Source organism: Phycicoccus sp. Root563 (assembly GCF_001427915.1).
Taxonomy (GTDB): Bacteria; Actinomycetota; Actinomycetes; order Actinomycetales; family Dermatophilaceae; genus Pedococcus.
In genome coordinates, this window is sequence record NZ_LMGM01000001.1 from 3,144,404 (window position 1) to 3,162,709 (window position 18,306).

An 18,306-nucleotide genomic window follows, 5' to 3' on the forward strand; every position below is an offset into this window, starting at 1 on the left:
TCCCCCACGGTCGCAGCTGGGCTGTGCCCGTGCTGACGTCGTCGGGCGACGCCTTGCGCGTGCCCGACGATCCCAGATGCCCCGTCGCCGGACACCCCCCTCACCCGGCGGCGGGGTATCGCCCTTTTCGCCCCTGCGTCCGCGGCCGATAGCCTTGCGCGGTGACTGAGATCGAGATCGGCCGAGGCAAGCGCGGCCGTCGGGCCTACTCCTTCGACGACATCGCCGTCGTCCCGTCCCGCCGCACGCGCGACCCCGAGGAGGTGTCGGTGGGCTGGCAGATCGATGCCTACCACTTCGACATCCCGGTCATCGCCGCTCCGATGGACTCGGTGATGAGTCCCGAGTCGGCCATCAAGCTCGGCAACCTCGGCGGCCTGCCGGTGCTCGACCTCGAGGGCCTGTGGACGCGGTACGACGACCCGACGCCGCTGCTCGCCGAGATCGCGACGCTGGACCCCGCGACCGCGACCGCGCGGATGCAGGAGATCTACGCGGCCGAGATCCAGCCCGAGCTCATCGTCGAACGGCTCAAGCAGGTCCGTGCGGCCGGCGTGACCGTGGCGGGGGCGCTCAGCCCGCAGCGCACGCAGCAGTTCTGGAAGCACGTCGTCGACGCCGGGGTCGACCTGTTCGTCATCCGTGGCACCACGGTGAGCGCCGAGCACGTCTCCGGCCGTGCCGAGCCGCTCAACCTCAAGCGCTTCATCTACGAGCTGGACGTGCCCGTCATCGTCGGCGGCGCCGCGTCGTACACGGCGGCGCTGCACCTCATGCGCACCGGTGCCGCCGGGGTCCTCGTCGGCTTCGGTGGGGGAGCGGCGCACACCACGCGGCGCACCCTGGGCATCCACGCCCCGATGGCCAGCGCCATCGCCGACGTGGCCGCGGCGCGTCGTGACTACCTCGACGAGTCCGGCGGCCGCTACGTGCACGTCATCGCCGACGGCGGCATGGGCGACAGCGGTGACATCGTCAAGGCCGTGGCCTGTGGCGCCGACGCGGTCATGCTCGGTGCGGCGCTCGCGCGGGCGACCGACGCACCCGGTCGCGGGCTGCACTGGGGTCCCGAGGCGCACCACCAGGAGCTGCCGCGGGGGTCGCGCGTCGAGGTGGGCGCCGTGGCCCCGCTCGAGCAGATCCTGTTCGGCCCCGGCCGCACCGCCACCGGCCAGACGAACCTCATCGGCGCCCTGCGCCGCGCGATGGCGACGACGGGCTACTCCGACCTCAAGGAGTTCCAGCGCGTCGAGGTCGTCGTGGCCCCCTACCAGGCCACCTGAGCCCTGCCCGACGCCACGACGGCGGCCCCACCGGAGACCTCCGCGAGGGCCGCCGTCGTCGTCGCGGGACCGCGAGATCCCGCTAACTTACTACTGGTAATAACCGTGGGGCCCACCTACGCTGCCCCTATGGCTCCCGAGCTCATCGCCGACCCCGAGACCGACCCCACTGCGACGTATGCCGTGGACCCGGCCCTCGTCCGACGGCTGGCCAGGAGGGTGGTCGCCGCGCCGCGCGCGGAGCACCACGTGAGCCACACCCCGATGACCGGCGCGCCCCTGGCATCGCTGCCGCTGTCCACCCGTGAGGACGTCGTCGTGGCGGTCGACGCGGCGCGGGCGGCCCAGCGCGCGTGGTCGCGCACGCCGATGGAGGTCCGCGAGCGGATCATGCTGCGCTACCACGACCTCGTCCTCGACCGGCAGGTCGAGCTGCTCGACGTCGTCCAGCTCGAGTCGGGCAAGACGCGGGGACAGGCGTTCGAGGAGGTCGCCGACGTCGCACTGGTGGCGCGGCACTACGGCCGCTCGGCGGCGGCATACCTGCGTCCGAAGCGGCGGGCCGGACTGTTCCCGGTGCTGACCCAGTCGACCGAGCACCACCACCCGCGCGGGGTCGTGGGGATCGTCAGCCCGTGGAACTACCCGCTGTCCCTGGCCATCACCGACGCCATCCCGGCGATCATGGCGGGCAACGCGGTGGTCCTTCGCCCCGACCTCCAGGCCTCGCTCACGGCGCTGCAGGCGGTGCAGCTGCTCACCGAGGCGGGTCTGCCCGAGTCGGTGCTGCAGGTCGTGCTCGGTGACGGGCCGACGGTGGGGCAGGCCGTCGTCGACCTCGCGGACTACGTCTGCTTCACCGGTTCCACGGCGACCGGGCGCAGCGTCGCGACGTCCGTGGCGGGACGCCTCGCCGGGTACTCCCTCGAGCTCGGTGGCAAGAATGCGATGTACGTCGCCGACGACGCCGACCTCGACAAGGCCGTCGCAGGGGCGGTCCGCGCGTGCTTCTCCTCGGCCGGGCAGCTGTGCATCTCGGTGGAGCGGCTCATCGTGCACGAGAGCGTCGCCGACGAGTTCACGAGCCGGTTCGTCGAGGCGGTGGGGGCGATGAGCCTGGGGCCGGCGCTGGAGTTCGGCACCGACATGGGTTCGCTGGTCTCCGCGGCGCAGCTCGCCCGCGTGACCGCGCACGTCGACGACGCCCGCGCCAAGGGGGCGCGTGTGCTCACCGGTGGCCGTGCCAGGCCCGACCTGGGGCCCTTCTTCTACGAGCCGACCGTCCTCGCGGGGGTCTCCGCGGCGATGGACGTGCGCGACGACGAGACGTTCGGCCCCGTCGTGGCGATCTACCGCGTGCACAGCGACGACGAGGCGATCCGTCTCGCCAACGACACCGACTACGGCCTGAACGCCTCGGTCTGGACCCGTGACGTCGCCCGCGGACGCCGCATCGGGACGGCCATCGCGGTCGGCACGGTCAACGTCAACGAGGGGTATGCCGCCGCGTGGGGGAGCGTGGCCGCGCCGATGGGAGGCATGAAGCAGTCCGGTGTCGGGCGCCGCCACGGGTCCGAGGGCATCCTCAAGTACACCGAGTCGCAGAACGTCACAGCGCAGCACGTCCTGCCGATCGCCCCCTCCCTGGGCCTGTCCGAGGAGGCGTACGCCCGGGTGATGACCGCGGCCCTGCGCACCCTGAAGGCGGTCGGCCGCCGATGACCGCCCCGGTCGAGAGCTCATCCAGCCTGCCCGCGGGCAGCCACGTCGACGTGATCGTGGTCGGCTCCGGTTTCGGCGGGTCGGTCACCGCGCTGCGCCTCGTGGAGAAGGGGTACCGCGTCCACGTCATCGAGTCGGGCCGCCGGTTCCGCGACGAGGACTTCGCCAGGACGTCCTGGGACGTGCGCAGCTACCTGTGGGCACCGAAGCTGAAATGCTTTGGGGTGCAACGGATCCACCGTCTCCCGGATGTCATGGTCCTGGCTGGTGCCGGTGTCGGCGGTGGCTCGCTCAACTACGCCAACACCCTCTACGTCCCGCCGGAGTCGTTCTTCCGTGACCCGCAGTGGAACGACATCACCGACTGGCAGTCCGAGCTCGAGCAGCACTACGCGACGGCGTCGACGATGCTCGGCGTCGTCACGAACCCGTGCGAGGGCATCGTCGAGGACGTCATGCGCCGCACCGCCGAGGACATGGGCGTCGGCGACACCTTCCGCAAGACGCCGACCGGGGTGTTCTACGGCATGCCGGGGCGGACCGTCCCCGACCCGTACTTCGGCGGTGCCGGGCCCGAGCGCACGGGCTGCACCCAGTGCGGCAACTGCATGGTCGGCTGCCGGGTGGGCGCCAAGAACACGCTCGTCAAGAACTACCTCGCGCTGGCGGAGAAGCTCGGTGCCACCATCGAGCCGATGCGCACCGTCGTGCGGGTGGCCCCGCGCCGGGGCGGCGGGTATGCCGTGTCGCACGAGGCGACGGGGGCATGGCTGCGGCGCGACCGGCGGTCCGTGACCGCCGACCAGGTGGTGTTCGCCGGCGGGACCTGGGGCACCCAGAAGCTGCTGCACACGCTGCGCCAGAATGGTGCCCTGCCGCGGCTGTCCTCGCGGCTCGGGCACCTCACCCGCACCAACTCCGAGGCGCTCAACGGGGTGATGGTCGAGAAGGTCCCGCGCGGGGAGAACCTGTCGAAGGGTGTGGCGATCACCTCGTCGTTCCACCCCACGGCCGACACCCACGTCGAGAACTGCCGCTACGGCCCGGGCTCCAACCTGATGGGCGCGATGGCGACGATCCTCGTCCCCGGCGACCGGCTGCCCCGCCCGCTGCAGTTCCTCGTCGAGGCGGCGAAGCACCCGGTCGTCTTCGTGCGCTCCCTGTCGCAGTACCGCTGGAGCGAGCGCACGATCATCGGGCTGATCATGCAGAACCGCGACAACTCCTTGAACGTCACCGGGACCAAGAGCCTCCTCGGTGGACGAGGCCTCACCTCACGCCAGGGCCACGGCGAGCCGAACCCCACGTACATCCCCGCAGGGCAGGAGGCGATGAAGGCCGTGGCCGCCAGGCTCTCCGAGGCGACCGGTCTGCGCGCCTTCGCCGGGGGGAGCATCGGCGAGGTGGTCAACATCCCGATGACCGCGCACTTCCTCGGCGGCGTGACGATCGGCTCCAGCCCTGACTGCGGGGTCATCGACGGCTACCAGCGGGTCTGGAACTACCCCGACCTGCACGTCGTCGACGGCTCCGCGATCTCCGCGAACCTCGGGGTGAACCCGTCGCTGAGCATCACCGCCCAGGCCGAGCGGGCCATGTCGCTGTGGCCCAACAAGGGTGAGCAGGACCCGAGGCCGGCCCAGGACGAGGGCTACCGCGCGGTGGAGCCGGTCAAGGCGGCCAACCCCGCGGTGACGAGGTACGGCGCGGCCTGACCCCGGACGTTCGGAGGCGGCGGTTGGTGGGTCCCTGCACCCCGCAACCGCCGCCTCTGATCGTGTGGCCCAAGATGAGCCGGGGTGGGATCTCCAGCCACACATGAGGGTCAACGAGCGCTGGGCGCCCGGGTTACGCGCTCCCGCCCGATTTCTCCGAGTCGCCCCGTCCGCCGGCCCCGGTGCCTCGCCCGGTGCCTCGTCCGGCGGGGGCTTCGTCGCGCCAGGACGCCCACAACGCGGCATACGCGCCGTCGGCGGCGACCAGCTCGTCGTGGGTGCCGATCTCGCTGACCAGGCCGTCCTCGACGACGGCGACGCGGTCGGCGTCGTGGGCCGTGTGCAGGCGGTGGGCGATGGCGACGACGGTGCGGCCCTGCACCACCGCGGCCAGCGACCGCTCGAGGTGGCGGGCGGCGCGCGGGTCGAGCAGGGACGTGGCCTCGTCGAGGACGAGGGTGTGCGGGTCGGCGAGAACCAGCCGGGCGAGGGCGAGCTGCTGCGACTGCGCCTCGGTGAGCGCGTGCCCTCCGCTGCCGACGACGGTGTCCAGGCCGTCGGGGAGCCCCGAGGCCCAGGCCCACGCGTCGACCGCGCGCAGGGCGTCCGCCAGCTCCTCGCGGGTGGCCTGCGGCCGGGCGAGCAGGAGGTTGTCGCCGAGCGAACCCACGAAGACGTGGTGCTCCTGGGTCACCAGGGCCACCTCGCCGCGCAGCTCGCCCAGCTCGAGGTCGACCAGCGGCACGCCACCGACGTCGATCCGCCCCTCGCGGGGGCCGTCGATGCCGGCCATCAGGCGCCCGAGGGTGGACTTGCCCGCTCCGGACGGCCCCACGATGGCCAGGCGTTCGCCGGGGCGCAGGTCGAGGCTCACGCCGTGCAGCACGTCGTGGCCGGGGCGGTAGGCGTAGCGGACGTCGTCGACGGTCAGGTCCGAGCCCTCGGGGTGCTCACCGGTGGCCGTGCGGTCCGGCGGGACGGACCCGACGCCGATGACGCGGGCGAGCGAGGTCGCGCCGACCTGGATCTCGTCGAGCCAGCTCAGCACCTCGTCGAGCGGTCCGACCATCTGCTGCACGTAGAGCGCCACCGCGGTCGCGGCGCCGGCCGTGATGTGGCCGTTCATCGCGAGCCAGCCACCCCAGAGGACGGCAGCGGCGGTCGGCACGTAGTAGCCGAACACCACCGACGGGAACCACCGCAGCCGCAGCCCCAGGGTGTACCGCTCGGCGCGGTAGCACTCGCGCAGGGCCTCGTGGAACCGGTGCCGACGTACGCCCGCGAGCGACAGGGCGTCGATGGTCCGCGCCCCGTCGACGCTCTCGGTCACGACGCCGTTGAGCGAGGCGTAGGTGGCGCGCTCCCACAGGTAGCCGTTCGCGGCATACCGGAGGTAGCGGCGGGTCGAGAACCAGTAGAAGGGCAGGCCGGCGAGGATGGCCAGGCTCGCCAGGGGTGAGGTGAACAGCGCTGCGACGACGGTCATCGCCACGGTCATGGTGGCCACGAACAGGGACGGGATCCCGAACCGCACCACGTGCGACAGGGCCTCGACGTCGTTGGTCGTCCGGGCGACGAGGTCGCCGGTGCCGGCCCGCTCGACGGTCGACAGCGGCAGGTTGACCGCGCGGGCGACGAACTGTTCGCGCAGCTCGGCGAACACCGTCTCGCCCAGGATGAACGACAGCCGGCGCGCCGCCCACGTCAGCCCGGTCTGCGCGACGACCGCGACGGCCAGGCCCACGGCTATCCGGTCGACGGCGCCGAGGCTGCCCCGACCGCTCACCTCGTCGACCAGCCGGCCGACGAGCCACGGGGCGGCGAGCGCGGCCAGGGCCGCGAGGGCGTGCAGGCCCAGGACGCGGCCCAGCAGGCCGCGGTGGTTCCCCATCAGCTCGCGGGTGTGCTCCCACACCGCCCGGGAGTCGGCGACGGGCAGCGTGCGGCGGGTGTGGTCGGTGCGCACCTCGTCGGGGTGCGTCTGGGCGCTCACGTCTCGTCCTCCTCGGTGCGCAGCACGACGTGCCGGTATGCCGCGTGCTCCAACAGCTCGCGGTGGGTGCCGCGGGCGGCCACGAGCCCGTCCTCGAGCAGGACGACCTCGTCGGCCTGCCCGAGCAGCAGCGGGCTCACCGTCGTCACGACCGTCGTGCGGCCGCGCCGGTGGTCGGCGAGCCGGGACGCGATGCGGGCCTCGGTGTGGGCGTCCACGGCGCTGGTCGGCTCCACGAGGACCAGCACCGGGGCGTCGGTGAGGAGCGCGCGGGCCAGGGCGAGGCGCTGGCGCTGGCCGCCGGAGTAGGACCGGCCGCGCTCCTCGACCGTGCCGTCGAGCCCGTCGGGCAGGGCCTCGAGGACATCGGTGCCGCTGGCGGCCTCGAGGGCCCGCAGGACCCGGGCGTCGGCGTGGTCGGGCAGGTGGTCGCGGCCACCGGCCCCGGCCGTGGCGGCGGCGCCGAGCAGCTGGTCGCGCAGGACACCGGTGAACAGGCGGGGATCGGGCTCGCTGACGACCACCCGCCGGCGCACGTCGGCGATCGCCAGGTCGTCCAGCCTCGTGCCACCCCACGTCGTCTGGTGCGGTCCGGGCCCGTGGCGCCCCAGCCGGTCGGCGACGGCCGCGGAGTCCTCGGGGCGGGCGGAGACGATCGCGGTCAGCAGGCCACCACGGACGACCGTGCCGGAGAGCGGGTCGACGAGGTCGTCGTCGTCGCGCGGCGCCGCGACGGAGCCGGGGCGGGACGCGTCGTGGTCCGGCGGGACCGCCAGCACCCGCAGCACCTTGCCCGCGGCGATGTGCGCGCGGATGCCGCGGTCGACGATCTCGATCGCCGTCTGCAGGGGCATGGTGAGGAAGGCGGTGTACCCGTAGAACGCCACGAGCTGCCCGGCACTGATCTCGCCCTGGAGGGCCATCCGGGCACCGAGCCACGTGACGAGCACGACGAACACGCCGGGCAGCAGGACCTGGGCGGAGTCGAGGGCGGCCTGGATGCCGGCCACGTGCACGCCGCGGTGACGGACCTTCTGCGACTGCGCCTCGTAGCGACGCAGGAACGTCTGCTCGCCGCCGATGCCGCGCAGCACGCGCAGCCCGGCCACGGTGTCGGCGCCGAGCGTCGTGAGGCGACCGGCCTCCTCGCGCTGGAGCGCCTGACGACGCTGCAGCGGGCGGACGATGAGGCTCAGGCTGGCGAGCATGATCGGGCCACCGGCCAGGACCAGCAGTCCGAGCGGGGGCGAGGCGGCGAGCAGGATCGTCCCCACCACGACGTAGCTCGCGACCGCACCGGCGAACCGGCCCATCGCGTCGTACAGACCACCGAGGCGCATCACGTCGTTGGCGAACACGGTCACGACCTCACCCGAGGGCATCGCACGGGTGAGCGCCGGGCCGGCCTTCTCGGCGCCCTCGGCGGTGAGCTGCGCGCTGCGGTAGGAGGCGTAGAGCCAGTTGTGGACGGCGAACCAGTGTCGCGCCGCGGCCGTCGACGCCGCGATGGCGCCGAGGCCGAGGAGGGCCAGGGCCCACTTCACGAGGCCGTCGACGTCGCCGGGGACGATGCCCTCGTCGACCCCCTTGCCGAGGGCGGCCGGGATGAGGGCGATGGAGACCATCCACACCATGCCGGTCACCGCGCCGAGCGCCTGGGTGCGCCACTGCTCACGACCGATCCACAGCATGAACCGCAGCGTGCTGCGGGTGTCGGGACGGCCGGGATCGGGGTAGGGGATCTCGCGCATCAGGGTCCCCACCGTAGGCGTGCGCACCGACGGCCCGACACTGGTTTTCGACGCCGGGGCCCGGTGCGCCTGCGGTCGCTGTCGGTGGGGTCTGCCTACCATGGGCTCGTGCCACCCGCGGGGCCCACGCGCAGAGCCCGCCTGGAGACGAAGTTCATCCGGCGGCGCGTCGTGGCGGCCTCGGCCGCAGTCGGGTTCCTCGCGGTGACCTCGTTCGGCGTGAGCCAGCTCGCGGGCCTGTTCGCCGGCGGCGCCGAGGCCTCGCCCGCAGCCGCCCCGGTCGCGAAGGTCGTCACGAAGGCTCCCCCCACCACGAAGGTCACGCCCAAGGTTCCGGCCCCGGTGCCGAGCCCGGTGGCGAAGCAGGGCGGGGTCGGAGGGACGGCCGCCGAGACCGCGCTGGTCCGCACCATGCGGCTCACCGGCGACCTGACGCCGAAGTCGGTGGTCGCCTCACCCGCCGGCGTCGTCGTCGCCCAGAACATGATGTACCGCCACTCGATCTCGGCGTTCGGTGCCGACGGCGCCCTCCTCGCGACGGTCAAGGACTCGGTCGACCTGGCGCGGTTCGGCATCGAGGGGCACCCCGGCACGACCAAGGGAGCCCCCGTCGAGGCCGCCTTCACCAAGGACGGCAAGCACGCCTGGGTGTCCAACTACTCCATGTATGGCGCGGGGTACGGCCCCGAGGGCCTCGACAGCTGTCGCGCAGGGGACGGGACGTCGCCGAGCACCGTCTACCGGGTCGACACCACGACGTTCGCGATCGACCGGGTGGTCCAGGTGGGCGCGGTCCCCAAGTACGTCGCCGTGACGCCCGACGACAAGACGGTCCTCGTCACCAACTGGTGCACGTGGGACCTGTCCGTCATCGACATCGCGAAGAACAAGGAGGTGGCCCGGATCCCGCTCGGTGGCAGGTACCCGCGCGGCATCGTCGTCGCCCCCGACAGCCGCACCGCGTACGTCGCGCTGATGGGCTCCGACCGCATCGTCACGGTCGACCTGCGCACCAGGGCGGTCTCCCGCTTCGCGACCACCGGCGACGGTCCTCGCCACATCGTCCTGAGCCCCGATGCCAAGTACCTCTACGTCACCAACAACGGCTCGGGCACCGTGACCAAGCTGGACCGCGCGACCGGTCGGGTGCTCGCCTCGAGGCGCGTGGGTGACCAGCCGCGCTCGCTGACCATCTCCACCGACGGCACCGCGATCTACTCCGTGAACTACGAGTCGTCGACGGTGAGCAAGCTGCGCACGAGCGACCTGTCGCTGCTCGGGCAGGTCGCGACGGACTACCACCCGATCGGCATCACCTACGAGCCGACGCGCAAGGCCGTGTGGGTCGCCTGCTACGGCGGGAGCATCCTCGTCTTCGACGACTCGAGGCGTCCCGTAACCTGACGAGGTGCTGCGAACCGCCCTCAAGCCCCGTTGGCTGGGACTGTTCGCCCTCCTCGTCGTCGTCCTCGTGACGTTCACGCAGCTCGGTTTCTGGCAGCTGCACGTCGCCCAGGACAAGGGCCTCGCGGATGCGCTGCGCAAGGCCCACGAGGCCCGGCCGGCCCTGATCGACTCCGTCGTCCGGCCGCACCAGGACTTCCCGAACCCCCAGTCCAACCGGGCGGTGACCGCGATCGGCGAGTATGTCGCGAAGGACCAGTTCCTCGTGGGGCCGCGTCGGCTCGACGGCGTCCAGGGGTACTGGGTCGTGGCGCCGATCGTCGTGGCCGAGACCGGGGCCCGCCTCGCGGTGGTCCGCGGGTTCGTCACCGACCCCGCGGCTGCCGGCACCGCCCCGTCCGGCAAGGTCACGGTCGACGGGTCGCTCGCGCCGGGGGAGTCGCCGGCCGTCGCGCCGACACCTGCCGCCGCCACCGGGGGAACCGGCTCGGGCGGCTCCGGCGGGACGGCACCCGAGGTCCTCGGGTCGATCGACCTGTCGATCCTCGTGAACCGCTGGCCCGGTGACATCTACAACGCCTTCGTCTTCGCCCAGACCGAGCGGGCCGCCAGCGGCACCGCGATCGCTGCGTCGGCAGGCCTCGAGCGGGTGCCCCCACCCGAGGTGACGGGCGGCCTGAAGTGGCGCAACGCGGCATACGCGCTGCAGTGGTGGGTGTTCGCGGGCTTTGCCGCGTTCATGTGGTTCAGGATGGTGCGCGATGATGCTCAGCATGAGCGAGCGAACGAGCAAGGCGACTGAGGCCAAGGGGACCAAGGACCCCGCGCGCACCGAGCGTGCCCTGAAGTGGTTCAAGGTGATGGCGTTCACGGCCGGTGCGGCCATGTTCGTGCTCATCGCCGAGATGGTCCTCAAGTACGGCTTCGACAACGAGGTGCTCTCGTGGTGGAGCCCGGTGCACGGCTTCATCTTCATGGGGTTCGTGTTCACGGTGTGGAACCTGGGGACGATGTTGCGCTGGTCGTTCGGCCGGATGGTCGCCATCGTGCTGGGTGCCTGCATCCCGTTCGTCGCGTTCGTGATCGAGCGCAGGGTGGCCGCGGAGGTGGAGCCGACGCTCGCCGGTAGCCTTGCCCCGTGAGTGAAACCCCCGCCGGCGACACCGCCGACATCACCCAGGCCCAGGACGACGACCGCGTCGAGGCGCCCCACGGCGACCGGGTGGAGGTGGACTCCACCCCGCTCCAGGCGAAGCCGGTGCTCGTCGTCGACTTCGGCGCGCAGTACGCGCAGCTGATCGCGCGGCGCGTGCGCGAGGCCAACATCTACAGCGAGGTCGTCCCGCACACCATGGCGGTCGACGAGATGCTCGCCAAGGGCCCGGCCGCGATCGTGCTCTCCGGTGGCCCGTCGTCGGTCTACGCCGAGGGTGCCCCGTCGCTCGACCCGGCCCTGCTCGAGGCCGGGGTCCCGGTCTTCGGCATGTGCTACGGCTTCCAGGCGATGGCCCAGGCGATGGGTGGCACGGTCGCCCACACGGGGCTGAGCGAGTTCGGCTCGACACCTGCCTCGATCTCCGACTCCGAGTCGACGTTGTTCAACGGCCAGCCGGCCGACCAGTCGGTCTGGATGAGCCACGGCGACTCCGTCACCGAGGCCCCCGCGGGCATGCGGGTCACGGCGGCCACCGCGGGTGCGCCCGTCGCCGCGTTCGAGGACGACGAGCGCCAGCTGTATGGCGTGCAGTGGCACCCGGAGGTCATGCACTCGACCTTCGGCCAGCGCGTGCTCGAGAACTTCCTCTACCGCGGCGCCAGGCTCGAGGGCGACTGGACCGCGGCGAACGTCGTCGACGAGCTCGTCGACGCGATCCGCTCGAAGGTGGGGGAGTCGCGGGTCCTCTGCGCGCTCTCCGGCGGTGTCGACTCCTCCGTCGCTGCCGCCCTGGTGCAGAAGGCTGTCGGCGACCAGCTCACGTGCGTGTTCGTCGACCACGGTCTGCTGCGCTCCGGCGAGGCCGAGCAGGTCGAGAAGGAGTTCGTCGCGGCCACCGGGGTGGACCTCGTCGTCGTGGACGCTCGCGAGCAGTTCCTGTCCGCGCTCGCCGGGGTGTCCGACCCCGAGGAGAAGCGCAAGATCATCGGGCGCGAGTTCATCCGCGTGTTCGAGCAGGCAGCGCGCGACGTCGTCGGTTCGCGCGGCGACTCCGACCACCCGGTCGAGTTCCTCGTCCAGGGCACGCTCTACCCCGACGTCGTCGAGTCCGGTGGCGGCACCGGTGCGGCCAACATCAAGTCGCACCACAACGTCGGCGGCCTCCCCGACGACCTGCAGTTCAAGCTCGTCGAGCCGCTGCGGTCACTGTTCAAGGACGAGGTCCGCCAGGTCGGGCTCGAGCTCGGTGTGCCCGAGGCGATCGTCTGGCGCCAACCGTTCCCGGGCCCCGGCCTCGGCATCCGCATCGTGGGCGAGGTGACCGCCGAGCGGCTCGAGATCCTCCGGGCCGCCGACGCGATCGCCCGCCACGAGCTGTCGGCCGCCGGGCTGGACCGCGACATCTGGCAGTGCCCGGTGGTGCTGCTCGGCGACGTGCGTTCGGTGGGGGTGCAGGGCGACGGCCGGACGTACGGCCACCCTGTCGTCCTTCGCCCGGTCTCGTCCGAGGACGCCATGACGGCCGACTGGACGCGGGTGCCCTACGAGGTGCTGGCCAAGATCTCGACGCGGATCACCAACGAGGTGCGTGAGATCAACCGTGTCGTGCTCGACGTGACGAGCAAGCCGCCGGGCACCATCGAGTGGGAGTGACCCGGTCGTGGCGCTGAGGGGCGACGCGCTGGCGGCGGTCGAGGACAAGGCGAGTCGCTGGGTCATGCGGCACATCCTCATCGGGCCGCCGCTCAAGCTGCTCACCGGACTGCGGGTCGAGGGGCGCTCGAACGTCCCGCGCGAGGGCGCGCTGATCGTCGCCTCGAACCACCTGTCGTTCATCGACTCGATCGTCATCCCGCTCGCCTGCGCCCGGCAGGTGCACTTCCTCGGCAAGGCGGAGTACTTCCAGGGGACCGGCGTCCGCGGCGCTGCCGCCCGCTGGTTCCACTCGACCGCCGGAACCATCCCGGTCGACCGCAACGACCCCCGCGCCGCCGCGGGTTCGCTCACGCTGGCGGAGGAGGTCCTGCGCCGAGGTGAGGCGTTCGGCGTCTACCCCGAGGGCACCCGCTCGCCCGACGGTCGCCTCCACCGCGGTCGCACCGGCGTCGCCCGTATGGCGCTCAGCACGGGTGCGACGCTCCTTCCCTGCGCTGTCACCGGGACCGACAAGGTCCAGCCTGCGGGGTCGAACGGGTTCCGTCCGGGGAAGGTGACCGTGCGCTTCGGCGAGCCGATCGACGTGGCCGGGCTGGGCGAGAAGTACCAGAAGGCCGCGCTGCTGAGGGCTGTCACCGACGCCACGATGGATGCGATCGGCGCGCTGTCGGGGCAGGAGCGGTCGGGGCTCTACGCCTCCGACGTCAAGGCCGCCATGACCTCCGACCTCCAGGGCTGACGGCTCACCCCGAACCGCGGCGCGCGCTCGTCGCCACCGAGCGCGGTGCACGTACAGGTCGGGCTCGTGAATGTCGTCGGCGAGGGCTGTGACCTGGGCGCGCGGTTGGACCCGACCGGTTCGAGGTGCCGTCGTAGGCTGGTCCGGTGGCCGACTTCGTGATCCGTGAATGGCGGCTCGACCCGTTCCCCGGGGACCAGGCCCCGCTGCACGTCCACCATCGTGGCGACGAGGCCTTCTACGTGCTCGACGGACTGCTCGACGTGCAGGACGGTACGACCCGGCACCGGCTGGAGCCGGGGTCCCTGCACGTGGTGACCGCGGGTTCGCCCCACACGTTCGCCACCGTGGGTGACACCGGTGCGCGCATCCTCGTCATCATGAGCCCCGAGGTCGACGCCCTCGTCGCGGCCCTGCACTCAGGTGAGTCATCGGATCTTGCGTCGGTGTGGGAGCAGCACCACTCCTCGCTCGCCTGAGAGTGCCGGCGCCCGGTGGAGTGCAGCTGGAGCGACGTCGGGGGGGATTTCGTGAGGTGAGGCAGGACCCAAATCGGTTGCCCGGCAACAGTGGCCGTGTCACGCTCGCGAGATGTCCACCAGCATCGCCGACAAGCTCTCCAGACAGTTCGGGGAGACCGCCGTCGCTGTGGTGCAGGCGCGTCCTCAGGTGGATCCGGCCATGGTCGAGGAGATCTTCGACGAGGCGGCGACGCTGCTGCACAACGGACTTGCCCTCGACCACCTGGATGACCACGACGCCGACATCGTCATCTCGGAGCTGTGTGTCGCCCTCGTCGATGCGGACGTGGCAACCGCCCTGCTGACCCGGTTCTACGGGGCCACCGACCAGCCCACGGGCCTGCACGACCCGGAAGGAGTTGCCCTGGCGTACGAGAACGTCCTGAGGATCCTGCAGCTGTGACGCCCTCGGGTCACGCGCGGCCGGGGCCGCGAACACCGTGCTTCTCAGGCCTGGCGCCAGCCGGGTGCAGGATGGGGTCGTGAAGCCTTCGCGGGACCCGCACGACACCCACACCCGGTGCGCGGGCATCGACCGCGCCGTGGGTCACCGGGTCGACCAGGACGTGGACCACCACGGTCGAGTCGTCGCCGATCTCGGGTGCAGGGCTTCGTCCCGACGCCGATGAACGGTCGACTGGCAAACCTCGCCCTGCTGTTCGTGGTCCCGCTGGCGGCGGTGACCGGGTTCATGATGTTCCTGCTGGGCAGCGGACCGGTCTGGCCGGTCGCCATCCTCCACGGGGTCGTCGCCCTCCTGGTGGTCGTCCTGGTGCCGTGGAAGTCGACGGTCGTGCGCAGGGGGCTACGCCGTCCCGGACAGACACGGCAGCGGGGTCGGGCCGTGTCGTTGCTGCTGGGCCTGTGTGTGGTGCTGGCCCTGCTCACGGGCGTCGCCCACGTCCTCGGTGTGTTGTTCGCCGACTCGAGGGTGACGACCATGCAGCTGCACGTGGGCGCCGGCATCGTCGCCGTGGTCCTGACGGTTGCGCACGCACTGCAACGTCGCATCCGCGCGCGCCGAGGTGACCTGTCGCGGCGGTCGTTCGTCCGTCTCGTGGGGCTCACCGCCGTCGCCCTCGTGCTCGAGGCGGGCGTCCAGGCGACGGGCGCACTCACGGCACGGCGCGGCATACGCCGGTCGACCGGGTCGTTCCAGCTCGCGTCCTCCTCGGTCGCGGCGATCCCTGCCACGTCGTGGCTGTTCGACCAGGTCCCCGAGCTCGACCCGGCCTCGTGGCGCTTGACGGTGACGACGGGCGCGACCTCGCGCGACTGGTCGCTGGTCGAGCTCGGCCGGTGGCACGACCGGCAGGTGGCTGTCCTGGACTGCACCGGCGGGTGGTGGACCGAGCAGGAGTGGTCAGGCGTGCGCTTGAGCAGGCTGCTGCCCCCAGGGGCCGGGGGAACCGTGGAGGTGACGAGCGCGACGGGTTACACCAGACGGCTGCCGCTCACCGACCACCTGCTCCTGGCCACGGCGATCGACGGTGCGAGTCTCTCCGGGGCGCACGGGGCGCCGGTCCGCCTGGTGGTTCCCGGTCGACGCGGGTACCACTGGGTCAAGTGGGTCGTTCGGATCAGCCACGACGACCGCCCGTGGTGGGTGGAGCCACCCCTGCCGCTGCAGTGAGCGTGCGGAGTCGATCTCGTGCACGCATCGCCACCAGGGAGGCCAGCATGACCGGCATCGAGGACGTCCTGAGGTTGGGTACCGAGCTGGAACGCTCCTACCCGGTCCATGTCCGGGGCAGGCTCAAGTTCCGGGTCGGGCAGATCGTCTACGTCGCCTTCTCCCTCGACGAGACCATCATGGGATTCGCCTTCCCCAGGGACGAACGCGCCGCCCTCGTCGCGGGCGATCCGCACACCTTCTCCATGCCATCGGCGTCGGACCTGCGATTCAACTGGGTCCACGCCAACCTGGCCGCCCTCGACCCGAGCGAGGCTCGAGAGCTGGTGGTCGATGCCTGGCGCATGGTCGTGCCCCAGAAGGTGTCCCGGGCCTACGACCTCACCCACCCGGACGGTCCCGGTTGAGGGGACCCCTCCGTGGCTCGCAGCCGCCGCGATCCAGGGCCGTGTCCTTGCCGCGTGAGGCGCATCGTCAGAACGAGCCGACGTGCGTTCGCGCTCGCTCCGCCACCACCGGGAGGTCAAGACCGTAGGCCCACCGTCCTGTGGCTGCGAACGCCTCCAGTCTCTGGGCGGCGCGGTCGAAGAGCCGATCGGCCCCGACCTGATTTCCACGTGCAGCGTGCGTGATGGCAACACACACCTGCGCGAGCCCCTGCCACAGGTCCCGTTCTTCGTTCGGCCCAGCCTTCCAACGGGCCTCCAGCACCTCGTGGGCGGCGAAGGGGCGTCCAGCCTCGACGAGCCCTCGAGCGGCCTCGAGCGTGTCCTCCGGTGGCAGGGGCTCCTCGGACACCGGCTCCACACCCTCGGCCCCGTACGGCAGAGGACGGCCCAACGCGTCGCGCGGTCTTGCCTGGCGAGCACGTCCACCGGTGTCCCGGTCACGATCAGGTCCTGTCATGCGCACAGTCTCCCAGTTGTGTGTCCGTTGGCCGCCGGTAAGGGTCCGTTGCACGGAGGCGCACGAAGGCCCCTTGGCGTGAGTCTGGAACGGCCATCAGAACCAGCAGCACCAAGGAGACATGATGTTCATCGCCATCGTCGATTTCGGGACCTCTGCAGCAGACCGCGCCCGTGCCCTGAGCCAGCTCGAGTGCGAGAGGCCTGTCGTCCGCTCGATGCCGGGCAACCTTGCCTTCCGCGTGTACGAGTCGCGTGAGGACGACCGCACCGTGACCGTCGTCCACGAGTGGACCGACCAGCCCTCATTCACCGCATACCTCGCCTCCGAGGCGTTCGCCCGGTCCAACGCCGTCCTGCGAGCGTTGGTCACCGAAGGGCCGGTGAGCCGACGGTTTCGGGCCGATCTCGTCGAGTCCGTGGCCTGACGGGAACGGCGTCCCTACGATCGGCCCGTGGGAGACCTCCCGTGACCCGTGAAGCGTTCGCCTTCACCCGGTCCTTCGCGCCGACCCCGGCGACCGAGCTGCTCGTCGACCGCCACTACCTGCTCTGCGCCTCCCGGGGCGCCCTGCGCCTGGAAGCCGAGGGGCAGCGCTGGCTGCTGCCTCCGGCCCGGGCCGCCCTCCTGAGCGCGGGGCGGCCCGCCACCGTCACCATCCCGGCCCCGGCGACGACCGCCTCGGTACTTTTCCACGTCGACTTCGTCCCCCCACCGCGGGAGGGGCTGGCAGTCGTCGACCTCGACCCCCTGGCTCGTGCCCTCGTCGCCGAGTGCGGCGGGTGGCAGGAGTCGGAGGAGCCGCTGCCGCCGTACGCCAGCGCCATCTTCGCGGCGCTGGCCGCAGTGGTGTGGCGGCTCGCCGAGCGACCCAGCCCCGTCAGGATGCCGGCCGGGCGCTCGGCCGAGGTGCGGACGGCGTTGCGGCTCACCGAGGAGCAGCTCGCCGACGAGGTCAGTTTCGCGGACGTCGCGGCGAAGGTCGGGTTGGTGCCGCGCTCCCTGGCTCGCAGGTTCGAGGCCGAGATCGGTATGACGTGGCGCGCCACCCTCCGGCGGATGCGGGTCCTGCGGGCGGTGGAGCGACTCGCAGCCGACGACACCCCGGTGACGACGATCGCGCACGAGGTGGGCTACGGCTCGCTGTCGGCGTTCAACGCCGCGTTCCGTGAGCTCACCGGGACCACGCCGTCGGACTACCGCGCGACGTTCACCCGGTGAACCTGCACCGAACGCCCACCGTCGGGGCAGCCGCCGTGAAGCGTTCTCGTGGCTCGCGCTGCGGCCGGGCCGCGCCCCCTGCCTGGCGCGGTCGGTCTAGCGGGCCAACGGCCTGACGAAGATCGTCGTGATGGTCGTGGACCTGCAGCCTGTCGTCCGGTGGGGGACGAACTTGGCCAGGGTGGAGCCGGGCACGTACACGCGCAGTCCGTCCACCGGTGTGGGCCGACACGTCGATGCGGGGTAGTTCTGCACGTTCACCAGGCGTATGGGTGCGTCCGCATGCTGCCCGGGTGACAGCGTGATCGTCGTGACGGCTCCGGCGTCCCAGGTCGCTGCACGTCCGATCTGGGTGCCGTTGCCGAAACCCACGTAGGAGACACCCGGGTAGCCCCGCGTCCAGCAGTGGCCACGGGAGACGTTGGTCAGGCGCAGGTCGCCGACCTGGCTCCCTGCGGCGCCCTGGAGGTGGACGAGGCTCGCAGCCAGGGCGGAGTTGGTGCAGTGCGGCACGGCGGCTTGCGCGGACGTCGGTGCCGCGACCAGCGTCGCGAGCGCAAGCCCCGCGGTGCTCGTCATGGTGAGGATCAGTTTCTTGCTCATGGG

The 18,306-nt window shown here is 71.9% G+C and carries 18 protein-coding genes; 14 read left to right on the forward strand and 4 right to left on the reverse strand.

The window, feature by feature from the left end; genetic code table 11:
* The first annotated feature begins 161 nt into the window (after positions 1-161).
* The 3 genes from ASD62_RS14990 to ASD62_RS15000 all read left to right on the forward strand — a co-directional run bounded on the left by ASD62_RS14990 (position 162) and on the right by ASD62_RS15000 (position 4,720).
* Positions 162-1,283 (forward strand): GuaB3 family IMP dehydrogenase-related protein, encoded by a 1,122-nt coding sequence (locus tag ASD62_RS14990; protein ID WP_056916635.1) that lies wholly within the window; start codon positions 162-164, stop codon positions 1,281-1,283.
* Between the two features lie 129 nt (positions 1,284-1,412).
* Positions 1,413-3,005, forward strand: coding sequence for a succinic semialdehyde dehydrogenase (locus ASD62_RS14995; protein ID WP_056916636.1), 1,593 nt, complete (start codon positions 1,413-1,415; stop codon positions 3,003-3,005).
* Positions 3,002-4,720, forward strand: a complete 1,719-nt coding sequence (locus ASD62_RS15000; protein ID WP_056916637.1) for a GMC oxidoreductase — start codon at positions 3,002-3,004, stop codon at positions 4,718-4,720. Before ASD62_RS14995 ends, ASD62_RS15000 begins: the two co-directional genes overlap by 4 nt.
* A 133-nt stretch (positions 4,721-4,853) precedes the next feature.
* Here ASD62_RS15000 and ASD62_RS15005 read toward each other — a convergent pair whose 3' ends face one another.
* A complete protein-coding gene (locus ASD62_RS15005; RefSeq protein WP_082581024.1) occupies positions 4,854-6,611 on the reverse strand; it encodes an ABC transporter ATP-binding protein in 1,758 nt (585 codons plus the stop codon).
* A gap of 98 nt (positions 6,612-6,709) precedes the next feature.
* Entirely contained in the window at positions 6,710-8,464 is a 1,755-nt protein-coding gene (locus tag ASD62_RS15010) for an ABC transporter ATP-binding protein (protein ID WP_056916638.1), read from the reverse strand.
* Positions 8,465-8,572: 108 nt separating this feature from the next.
* Between ASD62_RS15010 and ASD62_RS15015 the strand changes: the two genes are divergently transcribed.
* The 9 genes from ASD62_RS15015 to ASD62_RS15055 all read left to right on the forward strand — a co-directional run bounded on the left by ASD62_RS15015 (position 8,573) and on the right by ASD62_RS15055 (position 15,980).
* Positions 8,573-9,868, forward strand: coding sequence for a beta-propeller fold lactonase family protein (locus tag ASD62_RS15015; protein WP_157581501.1), 1,296 nt, complete (start codon positions 8,573-8,575; stop codon positions 9,866-9,868).
* A 4-nt stretch (positions 9,869-9,872) separates the two neighbouring features.
* On the forward strand, positions 9,873-10,670 hold the full coding sequence (locus ASD62_RS15020; protein ID WP_056916640.1) for an SURF1 family protein: 798 nt from the start codon (positions 9,873-9,875) through the stop codon (positions 10,668-10,670).
* Entirely contained in the window at positions 10,642-11,010 is a 369-nt protein-coding gene (locus ASD62_RS15025; protein ID WP_082553053.1) for a DUF3817 domain-containing protein, read from the forward strand. The genes ASD62_RS15020 and ASD62_RS15025 overlap by 29 nt, the downstream gene beginning before the upstream one ends.
* An 86-nt stretch (positions 11,011-11,096) precedes the next feature.
* Positions 11,097-12,677: a glutamine-hydrolyzing GMP synthase gene (gene guaA / locus ASD62_RS15030; protein WP_157581614.1), complete on the forward strand. Its 1,581-nt coding sequence runs from the start codon at positions 11,097-11,099 to the stop codon at positions 12,675-12,677.
* Between the two features lie 7 nt (positions 12,678-12,684).
* A complete protein-coding gene (locus tag ASD62_RS15035) occupies positions 12,685-13,419 on the forward strand; it encodes a 1-acyl-sn-glycerol-3-phosphate acyltransferase (protein ID WP_235530722.1) in 735 nt (244 codons plus the stop codon).
* 146 nt (positions 13,420-13,565) lie between these two features.
* Positions 13,566-13,898: a cupin domain-containing protein gene (locus tag ASD62_RS15040; protein WP_056916641.1), complete on the forward strand. Its 333-nt coding sequence runs from the start codon at positions 13,566-13,568 to the stop codon at positions 13,896-13,898.
* Positions 13,899-14,010: 112 nt separating this feature from the next.
* Positions 14,011-14,343: a hypothetical protein gene (locus ASD62_RS15045; protein ID WP_056916642.1), complete on the forward strand. Its 333-nt coding sequence runs from the start codon at positions 14,011-14,013 to the stop codon at positions 14,341-14,343.
* Positions 14,344-14,541: 198 nt separating this feature from the next.
* The gene (locus ASD62_RS15050) at positions 14,542-15,573 is read left to right on the forward strand and encodes a molybdopterin-dependent oxidoreductase (protein WP_056916643.1); all 1,032 of its coding nucleotides are present in this window, start codon (positions 14,542-14,544) and stop codon (positions 15,571-15,573) included.
* Between the two features lie 47 nt (positions 15,574-15,620).
* Positions 15,621-15,980, forward strand: coding sequence for an MmcQ/YjbR family DNA-binding protein (locus tag ASD62_RS15055; protein WP_056916644.1), 360 nt, complete (start codon positions 15,621-15,623; stop codon positions 15,978-15,980).
* A gap of 67 nt (positions 15,981-16,047) precedes the next feature.
* Here ASD62_RS15055 and ASD62_RS15060 read toward each other — a convergent pair whose 3' ends face one another.
* On the reverse strand, positions 16,048-16,371 hold the full coding sequence (locus tag ASD62_RS15060; RefSeq protein WP_235530723.1) for a DUF309 domain-containing protein: 324 nt from the start codon (positions 16,369-16,371) through the stop codon (positions 16,048-16,050).
* A gap of 232 nt (positions 16,372-16,603) precedes the next feature.
* On the opposite strand from ASD62_RS15060, the gene ASD62_RS15065 reads away from it, so the two are divergent.
* Together ASD62_RS15065 and ASD62_RS15070 are read left to right on the forward strand one after the other, a co-directional pair.
* Positions 16,604-16,906, forward strand: a complete 303-nt coding sequence (locus ASD62_RS15065) for a putative quinol monooxygenase (RefSeq protein WP_056917436.1) — start codon at positions 16,604-16,606, stop codon at positions 16,904-16,906.
* Between the two features lie 41 nt (positions 16,907-16,947).
* Entirely contained in the window at positions 16,948-17,700 is a 753-nt protein-coding gene (locus ASD62_RS15070; protein ID WP_056916646.1) for an AraC family transcriptional regulator, read from the forward strand.
* Positions 17,701-17,796: 96 nt separating this feature from the next.
* On the opposite strand, the gene ASD62_RS15075 is transcribed toward ASD62_RS15070, so the two are convergent.
* On the reverse strand, positions 17,797-18,303 hold the full coding sequence (locus ASD62_RS15075) for a DUF4232 domain-containing protein (RefSeq protein ID WP_056916647.1): 507 nt from the start codon (positions 18,301-18,303) through the stop codon (positions 17,797-17,799).
* Between the last annotated feature and the right edge of the window lie 3 nt (positions 18,304-18,306).